Origin of the sequence: Pontiella sulfatireligans, assembly GCF_900890705.1 — a bacterium.
Lineage (GTDB): Bacteria > Verrucomicrobiota > Kiritimatiellia > Kiritimatiellales > Pontiellaceae > Pontiella > Pontiella sulfatireligans.
The window spans coordinates 3,492,885-3,519,859 of the sequence record NZ_CAAHFH010000001.1 but is presented as its reverse complement, the minus strand read 5'-3'; the positions used below and the strand labels follow the sequence as shown (position 1 = coordinate 3,519,859).

The 26,975-nt window shown below is 53.3% G+C and carries 18 protein-coding genes and 1 pseudogene; 18 read left to right on the top strand and 1 reads right to left on the bottom strand.

The window, feature by feature from the left end:
• Nucleotides 1-32: 32 nt before the first annotated feature.
• On the bottom strand, nucleotides 33-596 hold the full coding sequence (locus tag SCARR_RS12350) for a TetR/AcrR family transcriptional regulator (RefSeq protein WP_136061878.1): 564 nt from the start codon (nucleotides 594-596) through the stop codon (nucleotides 33-35).
• Nucleotides 597-790: 194 nt separating this feature from the next.
• Here SCARR_RS12350 and SCARR_RS12345 point away from each other — a divergent pair, with 194 nt between their 5' ends.
• The 18 genes and pseudogenes from SCARR_RS12345 to SCARR_RS12260 all read left to right on the top strand — a co-directional run bounded on the left by SCARR_RS12345 (nucleotide 791) and on the right by SCARR_RS12260 (nucleotide 26,912).
• Nucleotides 791-1,354 carry a carboxymuconolactone decarboxylase family protein gene (locus tag SCARR_RS12345; protein ID WP_136061877.1) on the top strand — a complete coding sequence of 188 codons (564 nt, stop codon included), beginning with the start codon at nucleotides 791-793 and terminating at the stop codon, nucleotides 1,352-1,354.
• A 16-nt stretch (nucleotides 1,355-1,370) separates the two neighbouring features.
• Nucleotides 1,371-1,496 (top strand): annotated as a pseudogene (locus tag SCARR_RS12340) (haloacid dehalogenase type II); the annotation flags it as partial.
• A 130-nt stretch (nucleotides 1,497-1,626) separates the two neighbouring features.
• A complete protein-coding gene (locus SCARR_RS12335) occupies nucleotides 1,627-2,088 on the top strand; it encodes a hypothetical protein (protein ID WP_136061876.1) in 462 nt (153 codons plus the stop codon).
• A 17-nt stretch (nucleotides 2,089-2,105) separates the two neighbouring features.
• Nucleotides 2,106-2,972: a peroxiredoxin-like family protein gene (locus SCARR_RS12330; RefSeq protein WP_222846277.1), complete on the top strand. Its 867-nt coding sequence runs from the start codon at nucleotides 2,106-2,108 to the stop codon at nucleotides 2,970-2,972.
• A gap of 37 nt (nucleotides 2,973-3,009) precedes the next feature.
• Nucleotides 3,010-3,747: an SDR family oxidoreductase gene (locus SCARR_RS12325; protein WP_342803694.1), complete on the top strand. Its 738-nt coding sequence runs from the start codon at nucleotides 3,010-3,012 to the stop codon at nucleotides 3,745-3,747.
• Between the two features lie 67 nt (nucleotides 3,748-3,814).
• Complete coding sequence (locus tag SCARR_RS12320; protein ID WP_168433270.1) at nucleotides 3,815-4,498, top strand: aminomethyltransferase family protein; 684 nt, start codon at nucleotides 3,815-3,817, stop codon at nucleotides 4,496-4,498.
• A 201-nt stretch (nucleotides 4,499-4,699) separates the two neighbouring features.
• The gene (locus SCARR_RS12315) at nucleotides 4,700-6,496 is read left to right on the top strand and encodes a right-handed parallel beta-helix repeat-containing protein (RefSeq protein WP_136061874.1); all 1,797 of its coding nucleotides are present in this window, start codon (nucleotides 4,700-4,702) and stop codon (nucleotides 6,494-6,496) included.
• Between the two features lie 96 nt (nucleotides 6,497-6,592).
• Nucleotides 6,593-8,140 carry a sulfatase family protein gene (locus SCARR_RS12310; RefSeq protein ID WP_136061873.1) on the top strand — a complete coding sequence of 516 codons (1,548 nt, stop codon included), beginning with the start codon at nucleotides 6,593-6,595 and terminating at the stop codon, nucleotides 8,138-8,140.
• A 735-nt stretch (nucleotides 8,141-8,875) separates the two neighbouring features.
• Entirely contained in the window at nucleotides 8,876-9,013 is a 138-nt protein-coding gene (locus tag SCARR_RS28165; RefSeq protein ID WP_168432847.1) for a hypothetical protein, read from the top strand.
• On the top strand, nucleotides 8,961-10,259 hold the full coding sequence (gene ltrA / locus SCARR_RS12300; protein WP_136061871.1) for a group II intron reverse transcriptase/maturase: 1,299 nt from the start codon (nucleotides 8,961-8,963) through the stop codon (nucleotides 10,257-10,259). The genes SCARR_RS28165 and ltrA overlap by 53 nt, the downstream gene beginning before the upstream one ends.
• A 321-nt stretch (nucleotides 10,260-10,580) precedes the next feature.
• Nucleotides 10,581-12,455: a hypothetical protein gene (locus SCARR_RS12295; RefSeq protein WP_136061870.1), complete on the top strand. Its 1,875-nt coding sequence runs from the start codon at nucleotides 10,581-10,583 to the stop codon at nucleotides 12,453-12,455.
• Between the two features lie 217 nt (nucleotides 12,456-12,672).
• Nucleotides 12,673-14,067 carry an arylsulfatase gene (locus SCARR_RS12290; RefSeq protein ID WP_136061869.1) on the top strand — a complete coding sequence of 465 codons (1,395 nt, stop codon included), beginning with the start codon at nucleotides 12,673-12,675 and terminating at the stop codon, nucleotides 14,065-14,067.
• Between the two features lie 24 nt (nucleotides 14,068-14,091).
• Entirely contained in the window at nucleotides 14,092-15,465 is a 1,374-nt protein-coding gene (locus SCARR_RS12285; protein WP_136061868.1) for a sulfatase-like hydrolase/transferase, read from the top strand.
• A 38-nt stretch (nucleotides 15,466-15,503) separates the two neighbouring features.
• On the top strand, nucleotides 15,504-17,372 hold the full coding sequence (locus tag SCARR_RS12280) for a sodium:solute symporter family transporter (RefSeq protein ID WP_136061867.1): 1,869 nt from the start codon (nucleotides 15,504-15,506) through the stop codon (nucleotides 17,370-17,372).
• Between the two features lie 8 nt (nucleotides 17,373-17,380).
• Nucleotides 17,381-19,789: a glycoside hydrolase family 2 TIM barrel-domain containing protein gene (locus SCARR_RS12275; RefSeq protein WP_136061866.1), complete on the top strand. Its 2,409-nt coding sequence runs from the start codon at nucleotides 17,381-17,383 to the stop codon at nucleotides 19,787-19,789.
• Nucleotides 19,790-19,804: 15 nt separating this feature from the next.
• Entirely contained in the window at nucleotides 19,805-22,138 is a 2,334-nt protein-coding gene (locus tag SCARR_RS12270; protein ID WP_136061865.1) for a glycoside hydrolase family 2 protein, read from the top strand.
• A 74-nt stretch (nucleotides 22,139-22,212) separates the two neighbouring features.
• Nucleotides 22,213-25,254, top strand: a complete 3,042-nt coding sequence (locus SCARR_RS12265; RefSeq protein ID WP_136061864.1) for a glycoside hydrolase family 2 TIM barrel-domain containing protein — start codon at nucleotides 22,213-22,215, stop codon at nucleotides 25,252-25,254.
• A gap of 263 nt (nucleotides 25,255-25,517) precedes the next feature.
• Nucleotides 25,518-26,912, top strand: coding sequence for a vWA domain-containing protein (locus SCARR_RS12260; protein WP_136061863.1), 1,395 nt, complete (start codon nucleotides 25,518-25,520; stop codon nucleotides 26,910-26,912).
• Nucleotides 26,913-26,975 lie beyond the last annotated feature (63 nt).

Here is a 26,975-nt window from a genome sequence, read left to right as displayed (position 1 = left end):
ATAATGCCGCGTTATGAACAAGCGGCTGTCTTTTAGCTCCAGGGCAGCCAGGGCAGGCCGGTGCGCAGTCCTTGGCGTATGCGATCCGCGGAATCCGGCTGATAGCCGTAAACCCGCATCCCAAAAATATGAAACATGATGCTGACCGCGCGTTGTTCGCTCCGCTCTTTCTCGAACTCTTTTTCAAGGTAGCTGCAAAACAGCGCTTCCACCTCGCCCAGTTTGGCGGCGGCGAGTTCATGCAGATCGTTGCCTTCGGCAGCCAACTCAAGCTGGGTTTTGACGAGGAAGCAGCTGCAATAATTCTGTTTCATCGAGGCCTGTATGTTTTCTTCGAAAATCCTGCAGATTCCCTCCCCGATACTCGGAGCTCCGTCCAGTACATCTCGAATCCAGGCAAGGGATTTTCGGCCGTAACGCTCCAGCGCTTCGCGGAACAGGCCTTCTTTGTTGCCGAAGGCCAGATAGATTGAGCCGGGCTGAAGACCGGTAGCCTGCACAACCTGTTGCATGGAAGATGCGCTGAAGCCGTGCTGCCAGAAAAGTTCGATCGATTTATCAATCACTTCGTCTCTATCAAATAGGGCTCTTGCCATGGGTTTGCCTCGGTTCTTCGCTCTCAGATTCCGTCTAACTGGAAAGCACTGTAGCACATCATGTTGAATAGTCATTCAAAAAGTGGTTGACGCGCGGCTTTGCCGTGTTATCTTGAACGAACATTCAAGATGAATTTGTCTGTAGGAGTGCTGTAGGCAAAAAATCGTTTAAACAAGAGCAACTGGAGAACAAAATGAGTACCTTTAAGATTCACGATGTAGATTCCGCGCCGGAAGCCAGCAAACCGTTGCTGGAAAACGCCCAAAAAAATATGGGTATGATTCCCAATATTTATTCAGTAATGGCTGAAGCTCCGGGATTATTGGAGGGGTATCAGGTGTTGCACGACCTTTTTCTGCATACATCGTTCGATGCAGAAGAGATGACCGTTGTATGGCAGTCCATCAATGTTGAGCATAATTGCACCTACTGCGTTCCGGCGCATACCGGAATTGCCCACATGATGAAAGTTGATCCAGCGCTAACAGAAGCACTCCGAAACCAGAAGCCGATGCCGACGGCAAAACTTCAAGTCTTGCAGGACACCACGCTGGCCATGGTTCGCAAACGCGGCGAGCTGTCTGCTGAAGAATTTGATGCCTTTTACGCTGCGGGCTACGAACAGAGACAACTGTTGGAAATCGTTCTGGGCACGTCACAAAAAGTGATGAGCAACTACGTTAATCACATTGCCGAAACACCGGTCGATGCTCCCTTCCAGAAGTTCGCTTGGGAGAAGCCGGTCACGAACGAATAGCGGTTAGGTGTCTACCATGCCGAAGCCGAAGGTGATCATTTTTGACGTCAACGAAACGCTGCTCGATCTTGCGCCGCTTAAAGTGTCGGCGGGAAAAGCACTCGGCGGGCGGGAGGGTCTTCTGACGCTGTGGTTTTCGACGAGGCCACCTGCCCGCTGGCGAAAGCACTGCGCTGATACTCCAAAGTGAACCTATCATAAAACACCTTAATAATAATAAACGGCAGGATACGGCCGGAGTCTTCACTATTTCACATGAACAGGAGAGCACCATGAAAACAGTACACATCGCCAGAGCCCTGCTCGCGTTACTTAATTTATTTGCTGGATTAATTTTGATGAGATTTACGGTGTCAAAGCTTGCTGCCTGGCCGATTTCGGTTGCCGCATTTGAAGATATGGCAAAGCCCCTTGGCTTAGATCCCACCGCTTTCAGAATATCAACCGGATTTATCATTGGCATTGCATCACTCTCGTTTTTTATTAACTGTCTGATTGTTTTATTGAAGAAGGGTGACAATCGAAAAAGAACTAGGATATTTACTATTAACAACTTGTATTCGATAGGCGCAATGACTGGCGCCCTTCTTTCCGAGTTTTTCTTGAGATCAAGCACCAAGTGGATGCTCGTTTATATTGCAATTGGAATTATTTGCATTTCACTGACTAACATAGCTTCTTGTCATAAGAGCATATTGAACGCGTTTTTCGATAAAGGGCAGGGTGACAGATAACACAAAGGGGGATCCATTTGACTGCGAAATGGGGCGGCCTATCTACATTCATTTTAGGGATAAATAAAGCTAATATTGAACGTCAGCCCGTACCCAAGCCTCCATTAACTCTCATAAAAAAGGAGAACAACATGAAAACATTAAAAATTGCGGGAGCCATGCTCGCCGTAGCCACACTGGTGGTTTCCTGCTCGAAACAAACAAGAGAATCAGAAATGACCATCGAAAATGCAGACTCAAGTCTCAAGGCGCAATTGGATAGCCGGAAGAATGCCTTTGGTGCAAAAGCCTCGGGCCCTGTAAAAAAAACCTATGCCGAAGGGATTCAGGCGGTCGTAGATAGTGGAGTTGTGCAGCAGGCAAAACAGGTAGGCGATAGGGCTCCCGGTTTTGAACTGACCAATGCCGCCGGCGAAACGGTCCGTTTAAGTGACTCCCTAAAGAAAGGGCCTGTGATTCTGACCTGGTACCGCGGCGGTTGGTGTCCCTATTGCAATCTGGCCTTGCGGGCGATGCAGAAGGAATTGCCGAACTTTAAAGCACAGGGCGCAACGCTGATCGCGCTCACGCCCGAACTTCCCGATCAATCTATGTCGACTGCTGAAAAAACGGAACTGGAGTTTGAAGTCCTCAGCGATCTCAACAACAACGTCGCGCGGGACTATGGCATCGTTTACAAGCTCACGGATGGCGTTGCTTCCATCTATGAAGATAAATTTTCGTTGTCGGCCAACAACGGAAACAGTTCGAATGAACTGCCGCTCGCAGCAACGTATGTCATCAACGAAGAAGGGAAAATTATCTATGCCTTTTTAGATGCTGATTATCGCAACCGCGCCGAGCCGGCGGATGTTGTTGGGGCCCTTCAGGCGCTCAAGAAGTAAGATCAACTGGCATAAAAACCCAAGCGAAAGGAATAAAATCGAGAGCATTTCAATAGAAAACAAAGTGGCGCTGGTTACCGGCGCAAACCGCGGCATCGGCAAAGCGATCGTGGAATCGTTCATCAACCACGGCGCCAAAAAAGTCTACCTGGCGGTCCGTAATCCCGAATCGACAAAAGCGTTGGAAGAGCAGTTTGGTGATAAAGTTGTTACCACTCAGGCCGACGTATCCGATGCAGATTCTATTAAGCGTTTGGCCGAACAGGCGCAGGATGTCGATATCGTGGTCAATAACGCCGGCGTACTTTTCCAGTCGTCGCCGTTCGGAGAAGATGCCGAAGCCGCACTGACCAAAGAGCTGGATGTGAATGTATTCGGTCTGCTGCGCGTCGCCAATGCATTCGCCGATATCTTGGTAAAGAATCAGGGAGCCCTTGTTCAGTTGAATTCCGTGGCCTCCATTAAAAACTTCGCGGACCTCTCGACGTACTCGGCATCCAAGGCGGCCTCCTATTCCCTGACGCAGGGGATTCGATGGGAGCTCAAAGACAAAGGGGTCGCCATGCTCAGTGTTCACCCCGGCCCGATTGCCACCGATATGGGGACGGAAGCCGGCTTTGATGACGGCGCTTCAACGACAACGGTTTCTGAAGGCATTGTGGAAGCATTGGCTGCCGGCGACTTTCACCTCTTCCCGGATGAAATGGCCAAGCAATTTGAAACCGCCTACCAAAGCTTTTCGGATAACATTGTAATGGCGGACTTCTCAGAGTAATTAGCATACATCGCCAAAAGGATTGATGACAAAGGGAGATGCCCATGAAGCCAAGGAGGCAAAGCAAATGATTAAGCCAAGTCCGTTTGTAGCCTCCACGGTCCCGGGCAAGGTTTTTGATCCTAAACATCACGTGGCGTTTAGCGATGTATTCCTTGCACGCCATATGTCGCCGTTCGAGGATGAGATGGAAGCGATCACCCTCGGAGCCGGTCTGCCCGACCGAGGCGACCAAGGCTGGATTGCCTTGGGCGGGAAAGATGTGTTGCAAGTTATTGAGGGAGTCCCCGTCGATCTGCCCCCGGGGGGCGGTGTATGCGGTGTGTGGATCGAAGCCCTGTCGGACGAACCGATAGATCTATATGCAGGAACCGACCAGTTATGGATCGGGCTTCTCCGCATTTTAGTCCAGACGGTGGTGAGTCGGCTTCATTCGGTTGATGTCTCGGTGACCGACGAGACTGACCGCGTTGCCCGAATGGCCGTGATGGGGCCTGACTCAAGGAAGCTCCTGCAGGCCCTCGGAGTTTGCGATGATCAACTTTTACAGGTCGGCAACCACATAGAGATTGAAATCATTGAGGAGCCGGTGCGCGTGTGTCGCAGTGATTTTGCAGGCGTACACGGATATGATTTCATTATTCCCTTTGGGCCGTTCAACATGATTCTAGCCGTCATCTGCTCATGGGGCGTACGGCTGGACATGAACTTGCTGCCTATCGGCTGGAACGCATTGCAGGTTCCTGCCTGATTTTTCGGTGGAATTATCCTTCCCGCTAATTGTTCTGCCTGGCCCCTTCTTCGGGCAATCGCCTTGGCGTATATGGCGCAATTACGTATATTCTTTGCGCATTGATGGGTTTCGTTCTTGAGCTGTAGGAGTATATTAATCGGCTTCAATACCGGTTGGGGTGTTGCCGACCGAAAATAAAATTTTCATTGGGGAGAGACTATGAATAAGAAAACTTCAGGTTTAATGGTAGGACTCATGCTGTTGGCAGGTCTGGGGGCCGAAGCGCGGCAGGTTATCGAGATCAAGCCGGAGGCCGGCGATATGACGCCGGTGGTCCGCGCGGCGCTGGAAGGCGTTTCCGAGCCGGATATAAAGCTGGTGCTTTCCAAGGGAACTTATTTTTTCCGGCCTGACTATGCTTCGGAAAAATACTGCTTCATCACCAATCACGACAACGGCCTGAAAAAGATCGCGTTCTTGTTCGATGGTTTTGAGTCGGTGGAAATAGAGGGCAACGGGGCTGAACTTCTTTTTCACGGGCAGATGATGCCGTTCCTTTTTGAAAACTGCGGGAAGGTGACCACAAAGAACCTGACCATCGATTGGGATATTCCGTTCTGCTTTCAGGCCGAAGTCGTGGCCGTGAACGAGGAGGAGGGCTGGCGCGATGTTAAGCCGTTCACAAAAGGTTATTCCTGGAAGGTTCAAAAGGACCAACTGATCTTTCCTGATGTTGACGGTGCCTCGTATGCCAAGGTTGGCAGCACGCTCGCATTTGATCCAGCCACCAAGAACATTGCGTACGGGGCCTGGGACTTCACCAGCGAACCGACCAAGGTTGAAAAGCGCAAGGACGGCATTCTACGGTTCTACGAAAAGCTTAAACATTATCCAAAGGTTGGAACCATCCTGAACTCCAAGGGCAAAAAGAACCGCTATGCGCCGGCGTTCCACTGCAAATCGTCGAGCAACATTCTGTTCGACGGCGTGGTGATTCATCACGCGCTGGGCATGGGCTTCCTGCTGGAGCGTTGCGATACGGGCACCATTGCCAACAGCGGCATCTATGTCCGCGAGGGCTCCGACCGTGTGGTTTCGGTCATTGCCGACGGCACGCACTTTGCAAACTGCAAGGGCGATGTCGTGGTTGAAAACTGCCGGTTCAAGGGCATGCTCGACGACAGCACCAACGTGCATGGAACCTATGTGGAAGTGGACAAGGTTCTCGACGAAAAGACCGTCCGCGTTAAGCTGGTCCATTTCCAGCAGCTCGGTTTCGAGTTTGCCGGAGTGGGGGATAAAATCTGGTTCATCCATCAGCCCGACCCGACCCGCGGGGCCGTGAATAAGGTCACGGCGGTTAAGGTAATCAACGACCGTTTCATTGAGCTGACCCTCAAGAAGCCCATCCCCAGCAATTTGAAAGCAGGGGATGTACTGGAAAACAAGACCTGGAATCCTACGTTTACCATGCGCGGCAACCATTTTGAAAAGCACCGTGCCCGCAATGTGGTGATTAAAACGCCACTTCCTGTTGTGATTGAAAACAACGACTTTTCCTCCCACATGTCGGCCGTTTTTCTTCGTGGCGAAACCTACTACTGGTTTGAGTCTGGCAACGTCGAGGATGTGCTGATCAAAAATAACCGTTTCAAGGACTGTGCGTCGAGCGGGATGGAGCATTCGGTGATGTACGTCACGCCGCGTCTGGGAAAAACCTTTGACGCAAGCATTCCTTTCGACCGCAACATCCGTTTCATCGACAACACGATTGAAACCTACGACAACCGCATTATTTGGCTGGACCGGGTGGATGGGTTCGTTTTCAAGGGAAACACGATTAAGCAGACCAAAACCTTTGAACCGCAATGGAACAATGCCTATCTGTTCGACTTCAAGAACTGCAGGAATGTCCAGCTGATCGACAACATCTACGTCGGTTCCCATACGAAGGCCATTCTTGCGGACGACGCAACAAAAGCGACGCTGACGGTCGAAGGAAATAAAGGTTTTTAATTTAAACCGCAGCATACAAAGAATACATTAGGAGGATTCAAGTCGGGTTTCGTGTATTCGGTGCATCCCTTGGTTAACATTAAATAGGACAGGAATATGAACAAGAAAAACATGCTTGCTGTTGTTGTGGCGCTGAGTGCGCTAGCTGTTGTTGCGGCTGAAAAACCAAACATTATCTTTATCTACGGTGATGACATCGGCTACGGAGACATCAGTTGCTACGGCGGAGAGGTCGACACCTGCAACATCGACACGCTGGCCAAAGAAGGCGTTCGTTTTACGGGGGGCTACTGTACGGCCGCCACCTGCACGCCGTCGCGCTATTCGCTTCTGACGGGGGAATATGCTTTCCGCAATAAAAGTGCGCAGATCCTCCCGGGCAACGCGCCGTTGATTATTGATCCGGCACGCCCGACGATCGCTGCTTTCCTGCAAGACAACGGATACAAGACCGCACTCTCCGGAAAGTGGCATCTCGGCCTTGGATCGCCGGCCGAACCGCTGGACTGGAACGGGCAGATTAAGCCCGGCCCGAAAGAAGTCGGATTCGAATATTCCTTCCACATGGCGGCCACCGCCGACCGCGTTCCTTCCGTCTATATCAAGAATGGCCGGATTGTTGATCTTGATGCTTCCGATCCGGTGCAGGTGAACTATCAGGAAATGGTCGGCAACGATCCGACCGGCCTTTCGCATCCGCAGCTGCTGCGCCTTCAGGCGGACGAACAGCATGCCAAAACCATTGTCAACGGCATCAGTCGGATCGGCTATATGAGCGGTGGAAACAGCGCCCGTTTCCGCGACGAAGACATGGCCGACACCTATCTGAACAAGGCGGTCGACTTCATCAAGGCCAATAAGGCCGACCCGTTCTTCCTTTACTTTGCTCCGAACGAAAACCATGTGCCGCGGGTGGTGCATGAACGCTTCCAAGGCTCTACCAGTCTTGGCCCGCGTGGCGATGCCCTTGCCGTATTCGACTGGTGCGTCGGCCGTCTGGTTGAAACGCTGAAGGAAACCGGACAGTATGAAAACACCCTGATCGTCGTTTCTTCCGACAACGGTCCGGTGCTGTTCGACGGCTACTGGGAAGCAGGCATTGAGCGGACGGGAACGCACGATGCTTCCGGTCCGTGGCGCGGCGGAAAATACAGCCGCTGGGAAGGCGGCACCCGCGTTCCGTTCATCGTTACGTGGCCGGGCAAATCCAATCCGGGCATCTCCGACGCCATCGTCAGCCAAGTTGACCTCTACGCTTCCGTTGCCGCGTTGATCGGCAAGAAGGTTCCGAAGAAAGCCGGGCAGGATGGACTGGACTTGCTGGATGCCTTTCTTGGCAAAACCGAAGTCGGCCGCGACTACATCATTCAGGAAGGCTCCGGCCAGATCGCGATTCGCAAAGGCAACTGGAAATATGTTCCGCCGGGCAGCGTTACCGAGCGCGGCGGCATCGGCGTATGGATCAGCACTCCGGTTGAGGAGCCCGGCCTGCTCTTCCACCTGACCGAAGATCCGACTGAATCCAACAACCTCGCGGCGCTCTATCCGGAACGCGTGAAAGAGCTGCGCGACATCATCATGAAGGTTGCTCCCGAAAAGTCCGTTGGCGAAACCAAGCTGAACAAGAAGATTCTTGGATTCTAGCGAAACCGCCTGATGCGCTGGAATGTTCCTTTTCGGAGATTCAGCTCGTTTGTGGTTTAGCCAAACAACGTGAATTGTTTTAGAGCCGTCCAATGGGCGGCTTTTTGTTTGTCCGGCAAAGCCGTCAAACCCGATCGACTGAAAGAGGTCGATAACACCCCGTTCGAGGGGAAGTTAATCCGAATCGCAAGGGCGTGACTGGTAACGGTTGGGTCTAAAGGAAGCGATAGGAAGTGAATGATACATAGCGTAAGCGAACCTGATTCAGCAGGTGCAGTGCGGTAAGCGTGTAAAATAGCGCGATGCCCGGTTCTCGAACAGACTGCATTTGTGATTGAGGATGGGATGATTCACAGGGAGCGGTGTATTAACCGGAGAAGCCCTGTATGGATTTCCGCGCAAGTGGAATAGTTCGATACCAAGAAGAGATTCAAGGTGGAGGATGAAGCGTGCAGGGTGGCAGATGAACCCGTAGTAGTATTGAAGTTTCGGCCGATGAAAGCCCGTGAGGGTGTGGAGGGGAAAACCGGGACGATCCGTAGTCTGATCTGCGGAGGCGGTCGATGGCCAAAAGCGTCGACTGAATGCGAAGGGGGAAAGTTTATTGGAAAGATGTAGGAGTTTACGGAAATCGATTGCTGAGGAAGTAAGCCGCTCGTCGGAGCGGGCAAGTGGTCGCCGGTTAATCTGGGAACAGAGGTACTGGGGGCTAACTGTTCTTTATCGGAGTACGTCATGGTGAAGCTGTATATTGCCGCGGTGCGGATAACACGCAGGGGAGCTTGGCGGAAGGATGCGAAGGCAGTCGAGGAGCTGGAAGATGAATACATCGAAGCAACAGGAGGGCGGAGTGAAGCCCCGCGTTTGGTATAGTTTATATGATCGCCTGCTTCACGCGGATGCGTTGAATGCGGCGTTTAAAAAGGTAAAGTCGAGCAATGGAGCTCCCGGTGTAGACGGGCAGTCCTGCAAAGACTTTGCGCTGAACCAGACAGAGGAAATCGCCGAACTCCTGACAGAGTTGCGTACTAAAACCTATCGGCCGAGCCCTGTTAAACGGGTGGAGTTGATAAAGGAGGGCGGGGGCATTCGGCTCATCGGCATTCCGACGGTACGTGACCGCGTGGTTCAACAGGTGCTGAAGATGGCTATAGAGCCGATCTTCGAGCCGCAGTTTCATGATGGAAGCTATGGGTATCGACCTAAACGCAGTGCGCAAAAGGCGGTGGCACATGCCATTGATCTGATGCGTGAGCGTGGGTTGGAACAGGTAGTCGACATGGATCTGAGTAAGTGCTTTGACCAGTTGGATCATGACCTGATACTAAAAGCGGTAAAGCGCAGTATTACGGATGGAAGCATCCTTGCGCTGATCCGGATGTTTTTAGAGAGCGGTGTTATGAAGTATGGAGAACTTTCGCCAACTGAAACCGGTAGTCCGCAAGGGGGTGTAATCAGCCCTTTGCTTGCCAATATTTATCTGAATGATTTCGATCAGACGATGAAAAGCCGGGGGCATAAGGTGGTTCGCTATGCCGATGACATCCTCATTTTCAAGGGTTCGCGCAAAGGAGCAGAACACGCGCTGAAGGTGGCCTCGGAGGTTCTTGAAAAGGAGCTGAAGCTGACGGTTAATCAGCGTAAAACGCATCTTGCGAATCTTGATGAGGGCGTTGCCTTCCTGAGTTTTGTAATCTACCCAAGCTATACCCTGATAAAGGAAGGCAAGGTGGACGGACTCAAGGCAAAGCTGAAGCTCGCCACGCGAAGGAATACGCCGGTAAATCTGGAAAAAGTGATTCGAGATATTAATCCGATCCTGCGCGGTTTCGTGAACTACTTTAAGCTCGCGAACTGTAAAACCGTGCTCCAGAACGTGATGAGTTGGCTGCGCCGAAGGTTGCGCGCGATCCAGATGAAGCTATGGAAAAAGCCAGCGAAACTCCACCGAAGACTGAGGCAACTCGGTTATAAAGGAGAGTTCAAGCGGATCAAAATGGCTTCTTGGAAAAATGCCGCGTGCCAGCAAGCTCACATGGCCATGCCCAATGCATGGTTCAAAGAGCAGGGCCTCTATCATCCACCACAATTAGAAACAGGACAGCTTACGCTCATATGAGCGATAACAATAGACAGGAGCCGTATACGAGGTCCGTACGTACGGTTCTGTGAGAGGCGCAAAGCTGAGCTTGATCACTCAGCTTTGTCCTACTCGATTCCGTTCACAACCCTCTTTTGCGCTTTTTGCGCTTAACGCCTCCAACATTGGCAGTCGGGCATGCGCGAAGATCCTAATGGCGAGAATCCGTATATATATTACGGCTCTGCATATAGATGATGCAGAAGATTCGGGGTAGTTTCTTTTTTGAAGTTGCTAATTTCGGTTGTGGGTTGCGCCATGAATCGACACAGCAATATTCAGAAGAGGGAGTGAAGAGGAATGAAGCGATCAGTCAAAGAAGGCAGAGGCGTTGTCAAGGGTGCGCCCAGCGGCTTTGCAATCAGCTTAATGGTTCATGCGGCTGCGTTCCTGTTGGCAGGGATGCTGGTGGTGTTCACCGTGACGCAGAAGGAAGAAAAAAAATTCGTTCCGCCCAAGCCGGTTGATCGGCCGAAAATGAAGCTGAAGAAGCCGAAGGTGAAGGTGAAAAAAAGTGCGAAGCCCAAGCCAACCACCCGCATCGTGACGAAGGTTAAGCGCGCGAGCATGCCGGATATCCAGCTGCCAGAAATGAGCGGCATGACCGACGGCCTTGCGGGGGGCATCGGCGGGTTCGACCTCATGCCGGCATCGGCATTGCCGAGCCTGCTGGGAGAAACCATGTCGATCGGCAACGATTTTGTAGGAACCTTCTACGATTTCAAGCGGGATCGCAGCGGACGCTCCATTTCGTATTCTGCCGAAGCCAAGGATCAAATTATCAAACGGTTTTTTGTTAGTGGCTGGAAGCCTTCGGCATTGGCCCGCTACAATCGTTCGCCCAACAAGCTACACTCTACAACCTTTGTCATTCCCACCTGCAATTCATCCATTGCACCCGAGGCGTTTGGCGAAGCCGATGTGGAAGGCAACTTCTGGATGGCGCATTACAAAGGGCAGTTGGTGCATCAGGAAGACATTACTTTTCGCTTCCGGGCCCAAGCCGATGAAATTATTGTTGTGCGGGTGGATGGCAAGATTGTGATAGGCGTCGCTTGGCCTGAATCGGGGTGCGATGCGTTGCTGGCGCCGCTTTGGAATTCTTCGGATAGCGAGTCTCGAAAGTATTGGCTGGGCAACAATACTTCCGAGGTCGGGGATTGGATTACGCTGAAAGCCGGCGTCCCGCTCCCAATGGAATTGATTATGGCCGACAACGGCGGCCTTGCGTGCTTCATGCTGGGCGTCGAAGTGAAGGGCGTGGAATATGAGCAACGGACCGTGGGCGGCCCGATCTTTCCGGCTTTTAAGACCGAAGAAATGTCGAGGGATCTTCTTGATGCCATTTACGACAATATGGTGCCAGAAGAACTCTCCCTCACCAATGGCCCGGTGTTTAAGGACTATGGCACCGTTGGAGGCGTGAAGGTGGCGAAGAGTCGGAAAATAGCTGAAAAATTGGAACCTTCAACCCGTGTTGAATCCGTTCCTTCCTCTGGACTGCGGGTCTGGAGCATGATGGATGGGAAATCCATCGAGGGAGAATATGTGGCGCGCATTGGCGACAAGGCCGTGCTCAAGGATGCGCGGGGAAGACAGAAAAAATATCCGCTCGTTCAGTTTTCCCGTCCCGATCTTGAATATATGGAGTTGTCTTCGCCGCCTTCCTTATCGCTTTCGGCGAGCTTTAAGAACGAGCCGAGATGCTCCCTTGAAGACGGCGGTTCCACCGGAGTTCCGATTGCCTACCGCTACGTCTACACCGCCAATGTTAGACAAACCAGTTCCACCGCGTACAACCATGAACTGAATGTGGAGTTTTATGCCATCGGCGAGGAAATCCATGGCGATAAATATGTTCTCCTGCAACGACTGGAACAAAGTTTTATACCGACGAAAGAAAATGATCGGTCGCTCCGTTTCAGCGGCGACGAGATCGAACTGCCTAATTTCAAGTTCGGCGACTGGGTCGTGGACCAGACCCAGCGAGGCCTTGAGGATGATGGCTATTTGATTGTGGTTAAGGACAAGCGCGGAGAAATTATTGAGCATAAGGCCACATCCAAATGGCTTTTCGAGCATTATGAACAGCTCAAGAATTTCCCGGTGCGGCGTTTCATGGATAAAACAGTCACGCGCGTATTTCCCACGGGGCCACCGCGCGCATTCTATTAATCTCCAGTTCTCCCGAATATCTCAACCGCTAGAGCACAATTTCGTTGTGGTGGCGCGATCTCGTACATCTTTTGCGCGTTGTTGAATATCGATCTGGCCAGATTAGTGTATAACTACAAGCCATGTGTGAAATGCTTGTTGTGGACGTGCCATTTGCCGGATTCTGCGGGGACCTTGCAACAGGTTGGAATGTGTATATTCAAACGGAGTGGAGATAATGAAAAAAGGTATCGTATTAGGTTTTTTTCTTATAGCGGCGGGTGCTGTGCAGGCACGCCAGCCAAACGTGGTATTTATCCTGGCCGACGACCTTGGCTATGGTGATCTGGGTTGCTACGGGCAGACGATGTTTGAAACGCCGAACATCGATGCGCTAGCCAAGAAGGGCATGAAGTTCACCAACCACTATTCCGGCAGCACGGTCTGCGCACCGTCGCGCTGCGCGCTGCTGACGGGCATGCACATGGGCCACGCCGCCGTGCGCGGCAACGCGGAGCTGGAGCCGGAGGGCCAGCAGCCGATGCCGGCCGACACCTACACCGCCGCGCACCTCTTCAAAAAGGCCGGCTACAAAACCGGCATCTTCGGCAAGTGGGGACTCGGCGCCGCGGGATCGACCAGCGATACCGTTGCCATGGGGTTCGATACCTTTTATGGCTACAACTGCCAGCGCCTTGCGCACTGCTACTATCCGGCTTGGATGTGGCGCAACAACGAGCGCGAGTTTCTTTGGGGCAACGTTTCGTCGTTCAGCAAAGACTATGCGCCGGACTTCATCCACCAAGAGGCACTCAAGTTTATCCGCGAAAACAAGGACGAGCCGTTTTATTGCTACTATGCGCTCGTGCAGCCGCATGCCGATATGATTGCCCCCGAGGAATACATGAAGAAGCACCGCGGCAAATACCTTCCCGAACTAAACTATGAAGAAGACTATTATACTGGTCAGCCGGAAGGGCACGCGGCATTCGTCGCCATGGTCAACATACTCGACGACTATGTCGGCGAAGTGATGGCCGAGCTCGACAAGCTGGGCATCGCCGACGATACGCTCGTCATCTTCGCCTCCGACAACGGCGCGCACGAAGAGGGTGGCGCCGACCCGGAATACTTCGACTCCAATGCGGTCTGGAAAGGTTTCAAGCGCGACCTCTACGAAGGCGGCATCCATGTTCCGATGATCGCCGCTTGGCCGGGAAAGATTAAGGAAGGCGTGGTGAACGACCATATCTCCGCCTTCTGGGATTTCCTCCCGACGGTCGCCGAGCTGATCGGCGAGCCGTTGCCCCTGAAAGTCGATGGAGTCTCCTACCTGCCGACCTTGCTGGGCAAGGATGGGCAGGGGAATCACGACTATCTCTACTGGGAGTTCGCCATGAAAGGCGGCCGTAAAGCCATCCGCAAAGGCAACTGGAAAGGCGTTCGCTATGACGTCTTTAAAGCGTCCGATTCGATGCTTGAACTCTATGATCTTTCCGCCGATCCGGGCGAAACCAAGAACCTTGCGGAACAATATCCGGAAGTGGTTGCCGAACTGGACGCGCTGATGAAGAAGTCCCGCAAGCCGGCGAATCTCGACAAGTGGAATTTCCCTCAACCTAAAAAGAAGTAAACACGAAGACACAAAGGTCTGATCATGAAAAGATTCATATTACTATTCCTGGTTGTTGGTGCACTGGCGGTGCAGGCGACTGAAAAACCGAACATCATTATTCTTTTGGCCGATGATTTGGGCTATGGCGATCTGGGTTGCTACGGGCAGGAAATCATCAAGACGCCCAATCTGGATGCGTTGGCGGCGAAGGGGCTTCGGTTTACCGACTTTTATGCAGGGTGTTCGGTTTGTTCGCCGTCGCGCGGCGTGCTGATGACCGGCATTCATGCGGGGCATGCAACCATTCGCGGGAACAAGGGATTCATCCCGGTTGATGGAAGCTGGGATCGGATTGCGCTGAAAAAATCGGAAGTCACACTAGCGGAAATGCTGAAGGGTGCCGGCTATCAGACCGCGTTTGTTGGCAAGTGGCATTTGGGTATTCCTCAGGATGTTTCCACCTGGGCCGCCGGTCGCGGATTTGATTTTGCCGTGCAGGAACAGTGGGGGCCGACACCGGAAGGCGGCAAGTACGATGAACGCGACCATTGGGTAAATGGCTGCACGGAAAGCATCTTTCACGACTACACCAAGCATGACTGCCTCGATGAGTTCCGCACCGACATCATCATGGACTTTCTGAAAAAAGGCCGCGACCCGGAAAAGCCGCTTTTCCTGTTCATGTCCTATCGCAGCCCGCACGCGCATGAATTCCACCTGCGTGAAACAGAACGCTACAAGGAACATGGATGGCCCGAGATCGAGCGCCGCCATGCCGCGCGCATCACCATGCTCGATGAGCAGATTCAGCGCCTGCTTGACCGGTTGGAAGAAATGGGCGAATTGGATAATGCCTTCATTCTGTTTGCCTCCGACAATGGACCGCATGCGGAAGGACCGAAAGACGGCCCGAAACATGATCCGCTGTTTTTCAAAAGCTCCAACGGCCTGAAAGGACATAAACGCGATATGTATGAAGGCGGCGTGCGCGTTCCCGGCTTCGCCTATTGGAAAGGCAAATCCCGCCAGGGGCTTACAGATCATCAGGCCACTTTCTACGACGTGATGCCGACGCTTGCTGAAGTGGCCGGAATCGAATGTCCAAAACAGACCGACGGAATCTCTTTCCTGTCCGAGGTGCTGGGTAAAAACCAAAAGAAGCACGATCACCTCTACTGGGAAATTGCCGAATCCAATTCGGCCAAGGCGTTTCGCCAGGGCGTGCGCCGCGGCGACTGGAAAGCGGTGCGCTATGGACAGCAATCAAAGGTGGAACTATACAATCTAAAAACCGATCTCTACGAAACGAAGAATGTTGCCGCGCAGCATCCTGAGATTGTCGAACGCATGGAAAAAATTCTGAACGAGGAAAGCACGAAGACGGTGCACTACCCGTATGCCGGCGGAACGGATTGACCGCGTGGCAGGATCAGATCAAAGAAAAGGAGGCTTGAATGGATGGGTTTACACTAGGTTGGATTGATATAATCATCTTCGTGACGTTCATCGTCGCTGTGATTTCAATAGGTTTAATCAAGTCCAAAGGCGAGGAAGGGAGCGAAGACTACTTTCTGGCCGGTCGTGGCCTGAAGTGGTGGCTGATCGGCTTTTCGCTGATTGCCGCCAACATTTCCACCGAACAGTTTGTGGGCATGTCCGGCGCCGCCGCCGGGCAGTTAGGGCTGGCTATTGCCAGCTATGAGTGGCTCGCAGCAATTACACTGGTGGTCGTGGCCTTTGTATTCCTTCCACGCTTCCTGAAGGCAGGCATCTACACGATTCCCGAATTTCTGGAATACCGCTACAACTCGGCAACGCGCACCATCATGGCCGTGTTCACCATGATCACCTACGTGGGGGTTACCATTTCCGCCGTCATCTATTCCGGCGCGGTGGTGATCAACACGCTCTTCCCGAACATTACCATCGTCTACGCCGGCATCATCATCGGCGCGCTGGCGGCGGTCTATGTGGCTACAGGCGGGCTAAAAGCCTGCGCTTGGGCCGACCTGCTGCAGGGCTCCGCGCTGATTATTGGCGGGGTTGTGGTTGTAATCTGGGCCATGAAAGAACTGGGGCAAGCCGATCTGGCCGCCATTGGTGCCACCGCTGATCAGGTCAAAAACCTGACCGATGCAAACGTCATCACCAAATTCACCACGCTCAACGCAGACAAGCTGCACATGGTGCTGCCAAGAGATAATCCGACGATTCCGTGGACCGCGCTGGTTTTCGGCCTCTGGCTTCCCAACTTTTACTACTGGGGATTGAACCAGTACATCATGCAGCGGACGCTCGGTGCCGCATCGCTGGGGGAAGGGCAGAAGGGCATTGTCTTTACCGCCGCCCTTAAACTGATCGTTCCATTCATCATCGTCATTCCCGGCATCATCGCTTTCAATCTATTCAAGCCGGATATGATGAAGGCCGCCGACTCAACGAACAACCACCGGATTCTTGTGGCTTTTGAGGAAGCAAGCGCCACCCCGGTCGCAGCAAGCAAGGCCTTTCGCTTTAATGCGGACTTCAGCATAACCGCTCCGGAAACGGCAGAGGCCATCATTGCCTACAACTCGATCGTGGCAAATGTGCAACCGGAAGGCGAAACGCTGTTTGCGAAGAACCAGTCGCTGTTGATTAAGATGCCCGCTCACGTTTCGTTGCAGACCGAGTTGATGGGGTATCACTATGATTCCGCATTTGCGCTGTTAATCAAAAAACTGATCCCGACCGGACTGCGCGGATTTATGCTGGCCGCCATTCTCGGAGCGGTGGTGTCGTCGCTGGCATCCATGCTGAACTCGGCGTCCACGATCTTCACGATGGACTTTTACAAACGGTTTATTTCAAAAGACTCAACAGACCGGAGCCAGGTGCGGGTCGGGCGGATTTGCGTTCTGGTGTTTACGGTGATCGGCTGCGCGGTTGCCCCGCAACTTGCCAACCCGAAATTCGGCGGCGTGTTTAATTTTATTCAGGAATTCCAGGGCTATATCGGGCCGGGCATCGTTGCCGTATTCGTATTCGGCCTAGCCGTCCGCAAGGCGCCGCCGATGGTCGGAGTGATTGGTCTGGTCGGGAACGTGGTGGTCTATGGCCTGCTCAAATACGCACTGCCGCAAGTGGCCTTCCTTGACCGCATGGCCATCTGTTTCGTGATGGACTTTATCCTCATGGGCATCGTGACGCTGATCAAGCCGCTGGCGCAGCCGGTTGATATAAAAATCAACCATTCCATTTCGTTGGAGCCAGCCAAAATTGCGAGGAACCTCGGGCTGGTTGTGGTTGCATTGACGCTGATTCTTTATGTGGTCTTCTGGTAGGAGAGATAATGGTGAAGTTTAAAAACATCAGAAAAGTGACTTTGCTTTCTGTGGCAGGCATTGGATTGGCCGGGGCAACGATTGCCCGTGAACGGATAAATTTTGATGAAGACTGGACGTTTCATCTGGGCGACGTCCCTGGTGCCGAAGCTTCCGGATTCAAGGATGGGGAGTGGCGGTCGCTGGCGCTGCCGCACGACTGGTCGGTCGAGGCAGAATTCAGCCAGGACAACGCCGGGCGCAATGCCTGGCTTCCCGGAGGCACTGGGTGGTACCGCAAGGAATTTTTAGTGCCTGCCGAATACTCGGGGAAACATGTTGAACTTCAGTTTGATGGCGTCTACCGGCATGCCGAAGTCTGGGTGAACGGAAAATCGCTGGGTGTGCAGTACGATGGCTACACCAGCTTCTATTGCGACATCACAAAGCATCTCCGGTTTGGCGAGGAAAACACGATCGCGGTGCGGGTCGATAACTCGGACGTGCCGAACTGCCGTTGGTATTCGGGTTCTGGCATCTACCGCCACGTATGGCTGACAAAAACCGATCCGTTGCATGTCGCCAACTGGGGAACCTACATCACCACGCCTGAAGTCTCAGGCGATAAGGCGGTCGTAAACATCCGTACGGAAATAGAAAACAGTGGAAGGAAAGCAGGGTTCGAGCTGGAAACTACGCTGTTCAATGGCAGCGGCAAGGAAGTGGCCAAGATCACCACCAAAGCCATGGTCAGCAAATCCAAAACAGTAGAACAGACGGCCACCATAAAATCGCCGGAACTCTGGTCGGTCGATGCGCCCAATCTTTATTCCGCGATCAGCCGCGTTAAAGCCGGAGGCAAGGTGGTGGATGAATACCGCAGCACCTTCGGCATCCGCACGCTCAGGTTCGATGCCGAGAAGGGGTTTTTCCTGAATGGCCAAAACATGAAAATGAAGGGCGTTTGTCTGCACCACGAGATGGGCACGGTCGGCGCGGCGGTTCCGGTGCGTATGTGGGAGCGCCGCCTTGCCGCGCTCAAAGACCTCGGCTGCAATGCCATCCGCACGGCTCATAACCCGATGGCGCCTGAATTTATGGATTTGTGCGACCGCATGGGCTTTCTTGTCATGGATGAGTTTGTCGACAAGTGGGAGCATCAAATCCGGCCGAATGCGGATCCGCTGAATGATCCGGCATTCGCAGAGCCGCATTTTCCGCAGGAATGGGAAAAGAATTTCACAGGAACGATTCGCCGCGATCGCAACCATCCGTCGGTCATCATTTGGAGTGTCGGAAACGAAAACCATCCGGCTGGTTCCGATAAGCAGAACGAAGGACTTGAGCGGTATTGTAACTTTGTGCGTTCCATGGACCCGACCCGACCGGTGATCTCCGGAATGGAGCGCGGAAAGGATATGAAGCCGGAGTGGAAGGTGAACGACATTCTGAAGTCCTGTGCCCACATGGATCTGATCGGCATGAACTATGGCGAGCAGTGGGTCAAACGCATTGGCCAACGGAATCCCGGCAAGCCGTTTGTCAGCACCGAGAGTTATGTTTATTTCAACAGCAGCGAAACAAAACGGTTTGCATTGATTGAAAAAAGCCCGTGGATTGATGTGCTGGAAAGCGATCACAACATGGGCCTGTTCCTCTGGGTGGGGGCACGCTACCTCGGCGAGGTGAGCAAGAAGAAGGCTTGGCCGCGGATCCATGGCGGAAGCAGCGCGTTGCTCGACATGGCCAGCTTCAAGACCATCAATGGCTCGATGTATGAAGCATTCTGGTCGGAACAGCCGGTGGTCAGTTTGGCGGTGTATGACGGCGCTCCGGGAGAGCGCAAGGGATTCAGCGGATGGGGCTCGCCCGAGCGTAAACGCCATTGGAATCTGACTGCCGATGAAAAGGTTGATCTGGTCTCCTATACCAACTGCGATTCCGTTGAGCTTTATCTGAACGGCCGGAAGCTCGGTACGCAAAAGTTGTCCGACTTCCCGAACTGGATCATGAACTGGCGGAAGATTACCTATGAACCGGGAACGCTGCGCGCGGTGGGAATCCGCGACGGCAAAGCCGTCTGCGAGGATCGGTTGATCACTGCCGGTGCGCCCGTATCCATTCAGTTAACCGCCGATGCAGAAACGGTGGCTTCGAAGGGCGTAGTTCATGTTGAAGTGCGCTTGTATGATAAACTTGGAAATCGCGTGAATCATGAAGAAGTGGAGCTGGAATTTTCCGTTGAAGGCGGCATGATCCTCGGTCTCGACAATGGGGTGATGACTGCTGAATCGAGTTTTTTAGAAAAGAAAGTCCGCCAGACAAATGAAGGCCGATGCCTTTGCATCGTGCGGGCCGGCGAATCAACCGGTAAGTTGAAACTGACCGTTAAAGCGAAAGGGCTCTCATCCAGCGCGGTTGTTGTGGATGTGGAGTGATAGGAGGCGTAAAAAATGAAAAGGTCTGTTGGATTAATGCTGCTCGCCATTTTGGGATTGGCGGGATGCAAAGAGGTTTCGGAAAACACGGTGAGTGTCAACGGCGGTTGGACGTTTACACGGTTAGCAACGCCGGAGTCGGACGCAACCGGTTTTGAGGCTCCGGAGTTCGACGATGAAAAATGGCAAGCGGTCAACCTGCCGCATACGGCCCATCTGGAACCGTTGGTGGTGAACGACCAGTGGCAGGGGGTGTGCTGGTATCGCAAGGACTTTGCCGTTGACGAGGGTTTTGCCGGAAAGAAGATTTTTCTCACGTTGGAAGGGGCAATGAGCAGTTCCAAGGTGTGGATCAACGGGACGTTGGTCAAGGAACGGGCGGGCGGCTATTTGCCTGTCGTCATTGACGCCTCTGATTTCGTCAAACCCGGCGAGAGCAACGTGCTGGCGGTTCGGTTGGACAATCAGGACAACCCGCTGACCGGCCCGAAACCGCTCAAACGGCTCGATTTCAACATGTATGGCGGGCTCTACCGCAATGTGCTGATTACCCTCAAGGACAAAGTCTACATTTCCCATCCGGTACTCGCCAACCAGGTTGCGGGTGGGGGCATTTTCGTCACCTTCCCGAAGGTCTCTGACGATGAATCCGTTGTGAACATTAAAACCCATGTGGTCAACGAAGAAGCTGAAGCTCAAACGGTCGAGCTGGTTCAACGTGTTTATCAGGATGGCCAGCTTGTTGCGGAACAGAAATTGGAACCGGTCACAATCGCTTCCGGCACGGATGCGGCCCTGGTTGCAGCAATTAAGATTCCAGAGGCCAAGCTATGGTCGCCTGATGCACCCCATCTGCATACCTTGAAAACCACGGTGTTGGTTGACGGGAAAAAGGTGGACAGCGAAAGCACCCGCTTCGGCATTCGCGAATTTGTTTTCAAGGACCACGAACTTTATGTGAATGGCAAAAAAACCTTCCTGCGCGGGACGAACCGCCATCAGGAATATCCCTTCGTTGGATATGCAATGTCCGACAACGCGCAATACCGTGACGCGAAAAAAATAAAGGAGGCCGGCTTCAACCATGTTCGGCTGTCGCACTATCCGCAGTCGCCGGCCTTCATGGATGCATGCGACGAGCTCGGCCTGATCACGCTCGACGCTATCATGGGCTGGCAGTATTACCTCGATGACGACCAATTCCGCAACTATTGCTACCGCTCCGCCACGGAACTGATCCGTCGCGACCGCAACCGACCGTCGGTGCTGGCTTGGGAGGTTTCGTTGAACGAAACCAAAATGCCGGAATTCTTTATGGATGAGCTGAACCGTATCGTGCACGCCGAATACCCCAGCCCGAATGTCTACTCCGCCGGATGGATGGATTATGGCTACGACATCTTTGTGCAGGCGCGCCAGCACCGCATCATGCACGGCTACCACGAGAACCTAAAGAAGCCCTACTTTGTTTCGGAATACGGCGACTGGGAATACTATTCCAACAATGCCGGCTTGAATCAGGACAAGCTGGACAAGACGCTACGCTACGAAACCAGCAGCCGCCAGCGCCGCGCCTACGGCGAGAAACGTTTGCTTAAGCAAGCCTACAACCTGCAGGAGTCGCACAACGACAACCTCGATACGTCAGCCTACGGCGATGCGTATTGGGTTATGTACGACTATAACCGCGGCTACCACGACGACATTGAGTTTTCCGGCATCAGCGATATCTTCCGTATCCCGAAGTTCAGCTATTCATTCTACAAGAGCCAGAAGGATCCGTCGGAAGAAGTGGTGGTAGATATCGCCAGCTATTGGTCGTCGGAATCCGCTCTGGATCTCAAGGTCTACAGCAACTGCGACGAAGTGCAGCTGTTTCTGAACGGCAAGCTGGTTGCTAAGCAGAAGCCGGACTCCGATAAGAATTGCACCAACCTCAAGCATCCGCCGTTCACATTTAAACTGGATGAATTTGAGCCGGGCGAGCTGAAAGCCGTCGGTCTGATTGATGAAAAGGTGGCTGGCGAGCACATCGTAAAAACGCCCGGCAAGGCCACCGGTTTGAAAATTTGGCTGGATGAAAGCGGCAAGGCCCCTGAGGCCGGATGCAACGACACCGTCTTCGCCTACATCGCCGCCGTTGATGAAAACGGAACGGTGGTGCCCGATTTTGCGGAGACGCTTCAGGTGACGGTTGCGGGGGATGCCGCGCTGATGAACGTTGGCGATGTTCAGGCCGAGGCGGGCATCGCGACGGCCCTGTTGCAGATCGGAGCACAGGAGGGAGGTGTTTCGCTTGAGGCGGCATCCGGAGCACTGACCGGCAGATTGCTGTTCAAAACAAAATAAGACCTTCTGCGCTCTGGCGGTGCCCTCGATTCGCTCCGCCTACTAAAGAATATAAAGCACGATAGGATGGAACCATGAAAATTATTACACTGCTTATGCTGCTTGGAATGGCGCAGGCTTCGCACGCAGAACGCGAGCGAATGAATTTTGATTTCGGCTGGAAATTTAAGCTGGGCGATGTGACAGGGCAGGAGGCCCCGGCCCTCAACGATGCGGAGTGGCGCGTACTTAACCTTCCACACGACTGGAGCATCGAGGGCGAATACAGCGAAAGCAATCCCATGGGCGATACGTGTGGCTATCTTCCCGCCGGCATTGGATGGTACCGCAAGACCATTGCGGTGGATCCGGCCTGGAAGGGCAAGCATGTCGAGATTGCATTCGACGGCGCTTTCATGAACAGCACCGTCTGGGCGAACGGCAAAAAGCTGGGAGACCGCCCTTATGGCTGGATCTCCTTCGCCTACGACATCAGTGATCTGGTGGCCGATGCGGACGCCATCACGTTCGCGGTGCGGTTGGATAACGACAAGCAACCTTCGGCGCGCTGGTATACCGGCAGCGGCATCTATGCCCACACGTGGTTGGATGTGATGGACAAGGTGCATGTGGTGCGCGACGGCATCTTTGTCCGGACCAAAGGGGATACGGTCGAGATCGACACCGAAGTGGAAAACAGGACGAGTGATGCCCAGAAGGCCGAACTGAGGATATCCATTAAAGATGCATCAGGAATGGTGGTTGCTGAAGCAAAGAGTCCGCTGGCCGTCAAAAAAGGCGAAACGAAAACCGTGAACCAGACGATTGAACTTTCCAATCCATCCCGTTGGTCAGTGGAGAGTCCGGTGCTTTACACGGCGGTGAGCGAGGTGCTCGTCGGTGGAGAATCGGTGGATCGCATCGAGACGCGGTTTGGCGTGCGCGACATTGAATGGAATCCGAAAACCGGCATGTGGCTGAACGGAAAGAATGTAAAGCTGCAAGGCGTTTGCAACCATCAGGATGCCGGCGCGCTGGGTGCGGCGGTGCCGGATAAGGTGCTGCGTTTCCGGATCGAACAGCTGAAGGCCATGGGCTGCAATGCCATTCGGACGGCGCACAATCCGCAGACGCCGATCTTTTACGATCTCTGCGATGAGCTTGGCATGCTGGTGATGGACGAAATTTTTGACGGCTGGCTCCGAAAGGCATTCGAAGACTACGGCGCGCACCATTTCGATGAATGGTGGGAGCGTGATGTGACCGACTGGATCCGTCGCGACCGCAACCATCCGTCGATCGTGATTTACAGTTTGGGCAACGAAACCCACGGTGATGTTGCCCCCGAATTGGTGACTAAATGCCACGAACTCGATCCCACGCGCCCAGTGACCTCCGGCCATTCCAACACGGAGGATATGGATGTTATCGGCGTTAACGGCCACAGCGAAAAAATGGGTTGGTTCGAGGAGGTGGACGGCCAAGTGTTCATAGGAACAGAAAATACGCACACCTGGCAGGTGCGCGGCTTCTACCGGACAAAAACCTGGTTCCGGGACGGCTACCCCAGCACCAAGCAGAAACCCTACCCGTGCCCCGATCTAACCGACGAGGAAATCTTTACCTACGACTGGATTATCGATGCGGACCGCTCGAACCGGAAGCAGATCTTCAACTCCAGCTACGACAATGCGATGGTGCGCCTTACTTCGCGTTTGAACATCGAACAGTTGAGAGACTATCCAAACTATGCGGGCTCCTTCCGCTGGACGGGCTACGACTATATCGGCGAGGCGGGGTATGTGCACGGCGGCTGGCCGTTCAAGTCGTTCATGGGTGGCGCCATCGACATGGCCAACTTTGAGAAGGACCTTTTCTATCTCTACCAAAGCCAGTGGGCCGACAAGCCGATGGTTCACATCCTGCCGCACTGGACGCACCCGAGCATGAAGAAGGGAACGCTTGTTCCGGTGCAGGTCTATTCCAGCTGCGATGCGGTGGAGCTGTTCTTCAATGGAACCTCGCTAGGCAAGCAGGAGCCGGGCGCCGACTGGGATAAAATGCAGTGCCAGTGGATGGTGCCGTGGAAGCCGGGCGGGCTGAAGGCCGTCGGCTTTGTGAACGGGCAGGCGACGGTTGAACAGACGATCGCTACCGCCGGTGCGCCGGCGCAGCTGGCTCTGTCGGTCGATGGTGAACCACTGACGGCTGAGGGCCAGGACATGGTGCAGGTTCGTGTGACGACGCAGGATGACCAAGGCGAGTTCTACCCGTATGGCGAAAACCGCACATGGTTCCATGTGATTGGGCCGGGCAAAATCCGTGCGTTGGACAACGGCAGTCCGGTGGATGTCGAAAAGCATTTCGAGGCCGATAACCGCGTTGCGTTCTATGGCCTGACCCGCGCCTATATCGAATCGACCGGAGACCAGGGCGATATCGCGCTGCTGGCCAGCTGCATTCTGGGAGAGAAAAAGCTGGTGTACTCGGATCTGGTGAGCATCGACGCCAAGCGGCTCGCATTGCGCGGTCAACTGCCCAAGGCCTCGATTGAAATTTTCTACAGCGTGGATGGCTCAACGCCGACGCAGCAATCGACGCTTTACACGAAAGCGTTTCCGGTCAAGCCGGGCACGACGGTCAAGGCCTTGATCGTGCTCAATGGAAAGCCGGTCCAGCAGCTGGAAGAACGCTTTGCTGTGAATGAAGGCTTCATCTGGGAAGGCGGTGGCCAGTCCTCGAATGTTCCCTCCGGCGAACAGGCCGAAACGGCCACCTTTGAAGGGGCGGATCTGGTAACAAAAGGCGAATATTTCCGGGGCAAAGGATTCCTGCGTTTCGGCAAGGCGCCCGGGGCATATATCGAGTGGTATCAGGAAAACGACGGCGGTGCCGGAGAGGCTGATCTGTCCATCCGCTACGGCGGGCGGATCAAGAGTGAAAAAGGGTACAAGGTCAACGTGACGGTTAACGGCTCGATTGCCCACGAAGGACTGCTGCTTCCAAATACGAGAAGTCCGGGGCGCGAGTGGGCGAAAATTACGGTTCCCATTCAGGTTGGGCGCGGCGCCAACACCATTCGTATAACCCCGCACAAAGGCAGTGGTTTGTGTATCGATGAAATATTAATCCGATAAGGGCGGGGTGGCGATTATGCGTATATGATTTACGCAATGCCATATGTCCCGAGAGTCGCTGGTGGGATATAACGTCTATCAAGTGCAGACGGGGAAGCTAATCTCGGGGTCGGCGAACAGCAAAGCGTCGCGGGCCGACAAGAGGTTTATTCTACATGTTCAATAAGGGGTTGCTAAAAGTGCTGAAAAGGTGCATTTATACCGTATGGGACAGATAACATTTGTTTGGGCGTCTAAACAGAACGTGAAGAGGAAATTGAACCATGACACAGAAAAAACGGTTTTTTGCAAAACATGCTAAATCGAGCGCGGCACTCATCAGCCTGGGAATACACGCGGTTCTGATTCTGGTGGCGCTTTCCTTCGTGGCGGTTACTGTAATTCAAAGGGATGATCAAAAGTTTGAGGCGAAGCCGGTGAAACGCCCGAAAATGGCGATGAAAAAGCTTCAAGTTCCGGTCAATATTAAGAAAAAGAGGGTTCAGAAGCCTAAATTGCGCAAGCGCATCGTCGTTCAGCCGAAGATGAACCAGACCATGCCGGACATTAAAATGCCGGAAATCAGCGGTGTCAAAGGCGGCATTGGTTCCGCAGGCGGTGCCGGTCTTGGCGGCGCCGGCGGGGTTGGCTTTTCGATGCCGGAAATCGAAATCTTCGGGGTCAAAGGCAAGGGGGAGAAGATTTTCCTGATTCTTGACTCGTTTCCCGAAATGATGCACGACCGTATGGGCGGTATCCGCGCCTACACCATCATTAAAGAAGAACTGATCCGGATTGTGGAAGAGCTTCCCCCGACGGCGCTGTTTAATGTGGCCGCATTCGAATGGAATGGTGTCGCTCTGGCCTTCCCGACAATGGTGCCCGCGAGCGGTGCGAATGCGAGCAGAATGAAAGAGTGGATCATGCCGCTCAACTCCGTCAAAAAGGGTATGGGCGCAGACGACTACGGCTTGCAGACATTGGGAAAGGGCGGAGTTCGTAATAATGACAACATGAACATTGGAGTCTTTGCCGACACTAAGAAAGTGGGTGGAAAAAGTACAAGCAGGCCCCATAAATGGTTCAATGCCGCGATGCTTGCGCATGCACAGCAGGCGGACACCATTTTTTTGCTGGTGAATACATGGGGAAACCAGCGCGTTTCCATCTCCAAAACCATGTCCCGCGAGGAATGGAACGAAACTTCGGCAGGGAAAAAGTGGGCTGAGGCCTACAAGAAAGGGCTTAAGATGCTGGATGAGGAAAATGAACAGCGCAAAGCCAACGACGAGCCCCCCAAAGTGCTGGCGCGTAATGAGTGGACCATCATGAAGGAATATTTTGATGGAATGCAGCGGCCGCCGGTTCCTGAATGGTATTACTTCACGCCGCGGGATTTTGCTGAAGCGTTTATGTTGACCCGCGAAAAATACAAGCCGAAGGAAATTCAAACCACCAGCGGCTTTGGATCTAAAAAGAAAAGTAAAAAGCCAAAGATCGATTTTTCCTTCAACGTTATCCAGTTTGTCCAGCAGGGTGGTGATGCTGGCGACTACAGCGAAAACGATGGAAAGTTCAATACTCTCGCCGGTTTGTGCAAGGGTGAATATAAAACGGTTTCCGGCTTGGAAGAGGTGGAGAGCTACGTCACATCTGACTACAAACCCGATTCTGATTAAGTAAAGACGGCTTCGCTCCCGGAAAGGGCGCAGGTGCAAAGCGCAGGCTGGGAACGAATTGTT

Bases quoted from the DNA above. Each gene is read 5' to 3' on its own strand.
- SCARR_RS12350 (WP_136061878.1), bottom strand. From the start codon at position 596: ATGGCAAGAGCCCTATTTGATAGAGACGAAGTGATTGATAAATCGATC.
- SCARR_RS12345 (WP_136061877.1), top strand. From the start codon at position 791: ATGAGTACCTTTAAGATTCACGATGTAGATTCCGCGCCGGAAGCCAGC.
- SCARR_RS12335 (WP_136061876.1), top strand. From the start codon at position 1,627: ATGAAAACAGTACACATCGCCAGAGCCCTGCTCGCGTTACTTAATTTA.
- SCARR_RS12320 (WP_168433270.1), top strand. From the start codon at position 3,815: ATGATTAAGCCAAGTCCGTTTGTAGCCTCCACGGTCCCGGGCAAGGTT.
- SCARR_RS12315 (WP_136061874.1), top strand. From the start codon at position 4,700: ATGAATAAGAAAACTTCAGGTTTAATGGTAGGACTCATGCTGTTGGCA.
- SCARR_RS12310 (WP_136061873.1), top strand. From the start codon at position 6,593: ATGAACAAGAAAAACATGCTTGCTGTTGTTGTGGCGCTGAGTGCGCTA.
- SCARR_RS28165 (WP_168432847.1), top strand. From the start codon at position 8,876: ATGGTGAAGCTGTATATTGCCGCGGTGCGGATAACACGCAGGGGAGCT.
- ltrA (WP_136061871.1), top strand. From the start codon at position 8,961: ATGAATACATCGAAGCAACAGGAGGGCGGAGTGAAGCCCCGCGTTTGG.
- SCARR_RS12295 (WP_136061870.1), top strand. From the start codon at position 10,581: ATGAAGCGATCAGTCAAAGAAGGCAGAGGCGTTGTCAAGGGTGCGCCC.
- SCARR_RS12290 (WP_136061869.1), top strand. From the start codon at position 12,673: ATGAAAAAAGGTATCGTATTAGGTTTTTTTCTTATAGCGGCGGGTGCT.
- SCARR_RS12285 (WP_136061868.1), top strand. From the start codon at position 14,092: ATGAAAAGATTCATATTACTATTCCTGGTTGTTGGTGCACTGGCGGTG.
- SCARR_RS12280 (WP_136061867.1), top strand. From the start codon at position 15,504: ATGGATGGGTTTACACTAGGTTGGATTGATATAATCATCTTCGTGACG.
- SCARR_RS12275 (WP_136061866.1), top strand. From the start codon at position 17,381: ATGGTGAAGTTTAAAAACATCAGAAAAGTGACTTTGCTTTCTGTGGCA.
- SCARR_RS12270 (WP_136061865.1), top strand. From the start codon at position 19,805: ATGAAAAGGTCTGTTGGATTAATGCTGCTCGCCATTTTGGGATTGGCG.
- SCARR_RS12265 (WP_136061864.1), top strand. From the start codon at position 22,213: ATGAAAATTATTACACTGCTTATGCTGCTTGGAATGGCGCAGGCTTCG.
- SCARR_RS12260 (WP_136061863.1), top strand. From the start codon at position 25,518: ATGACACAGAAAAAACGGTTTTTTGCAAAACATGCTAAATCGAGCGCG.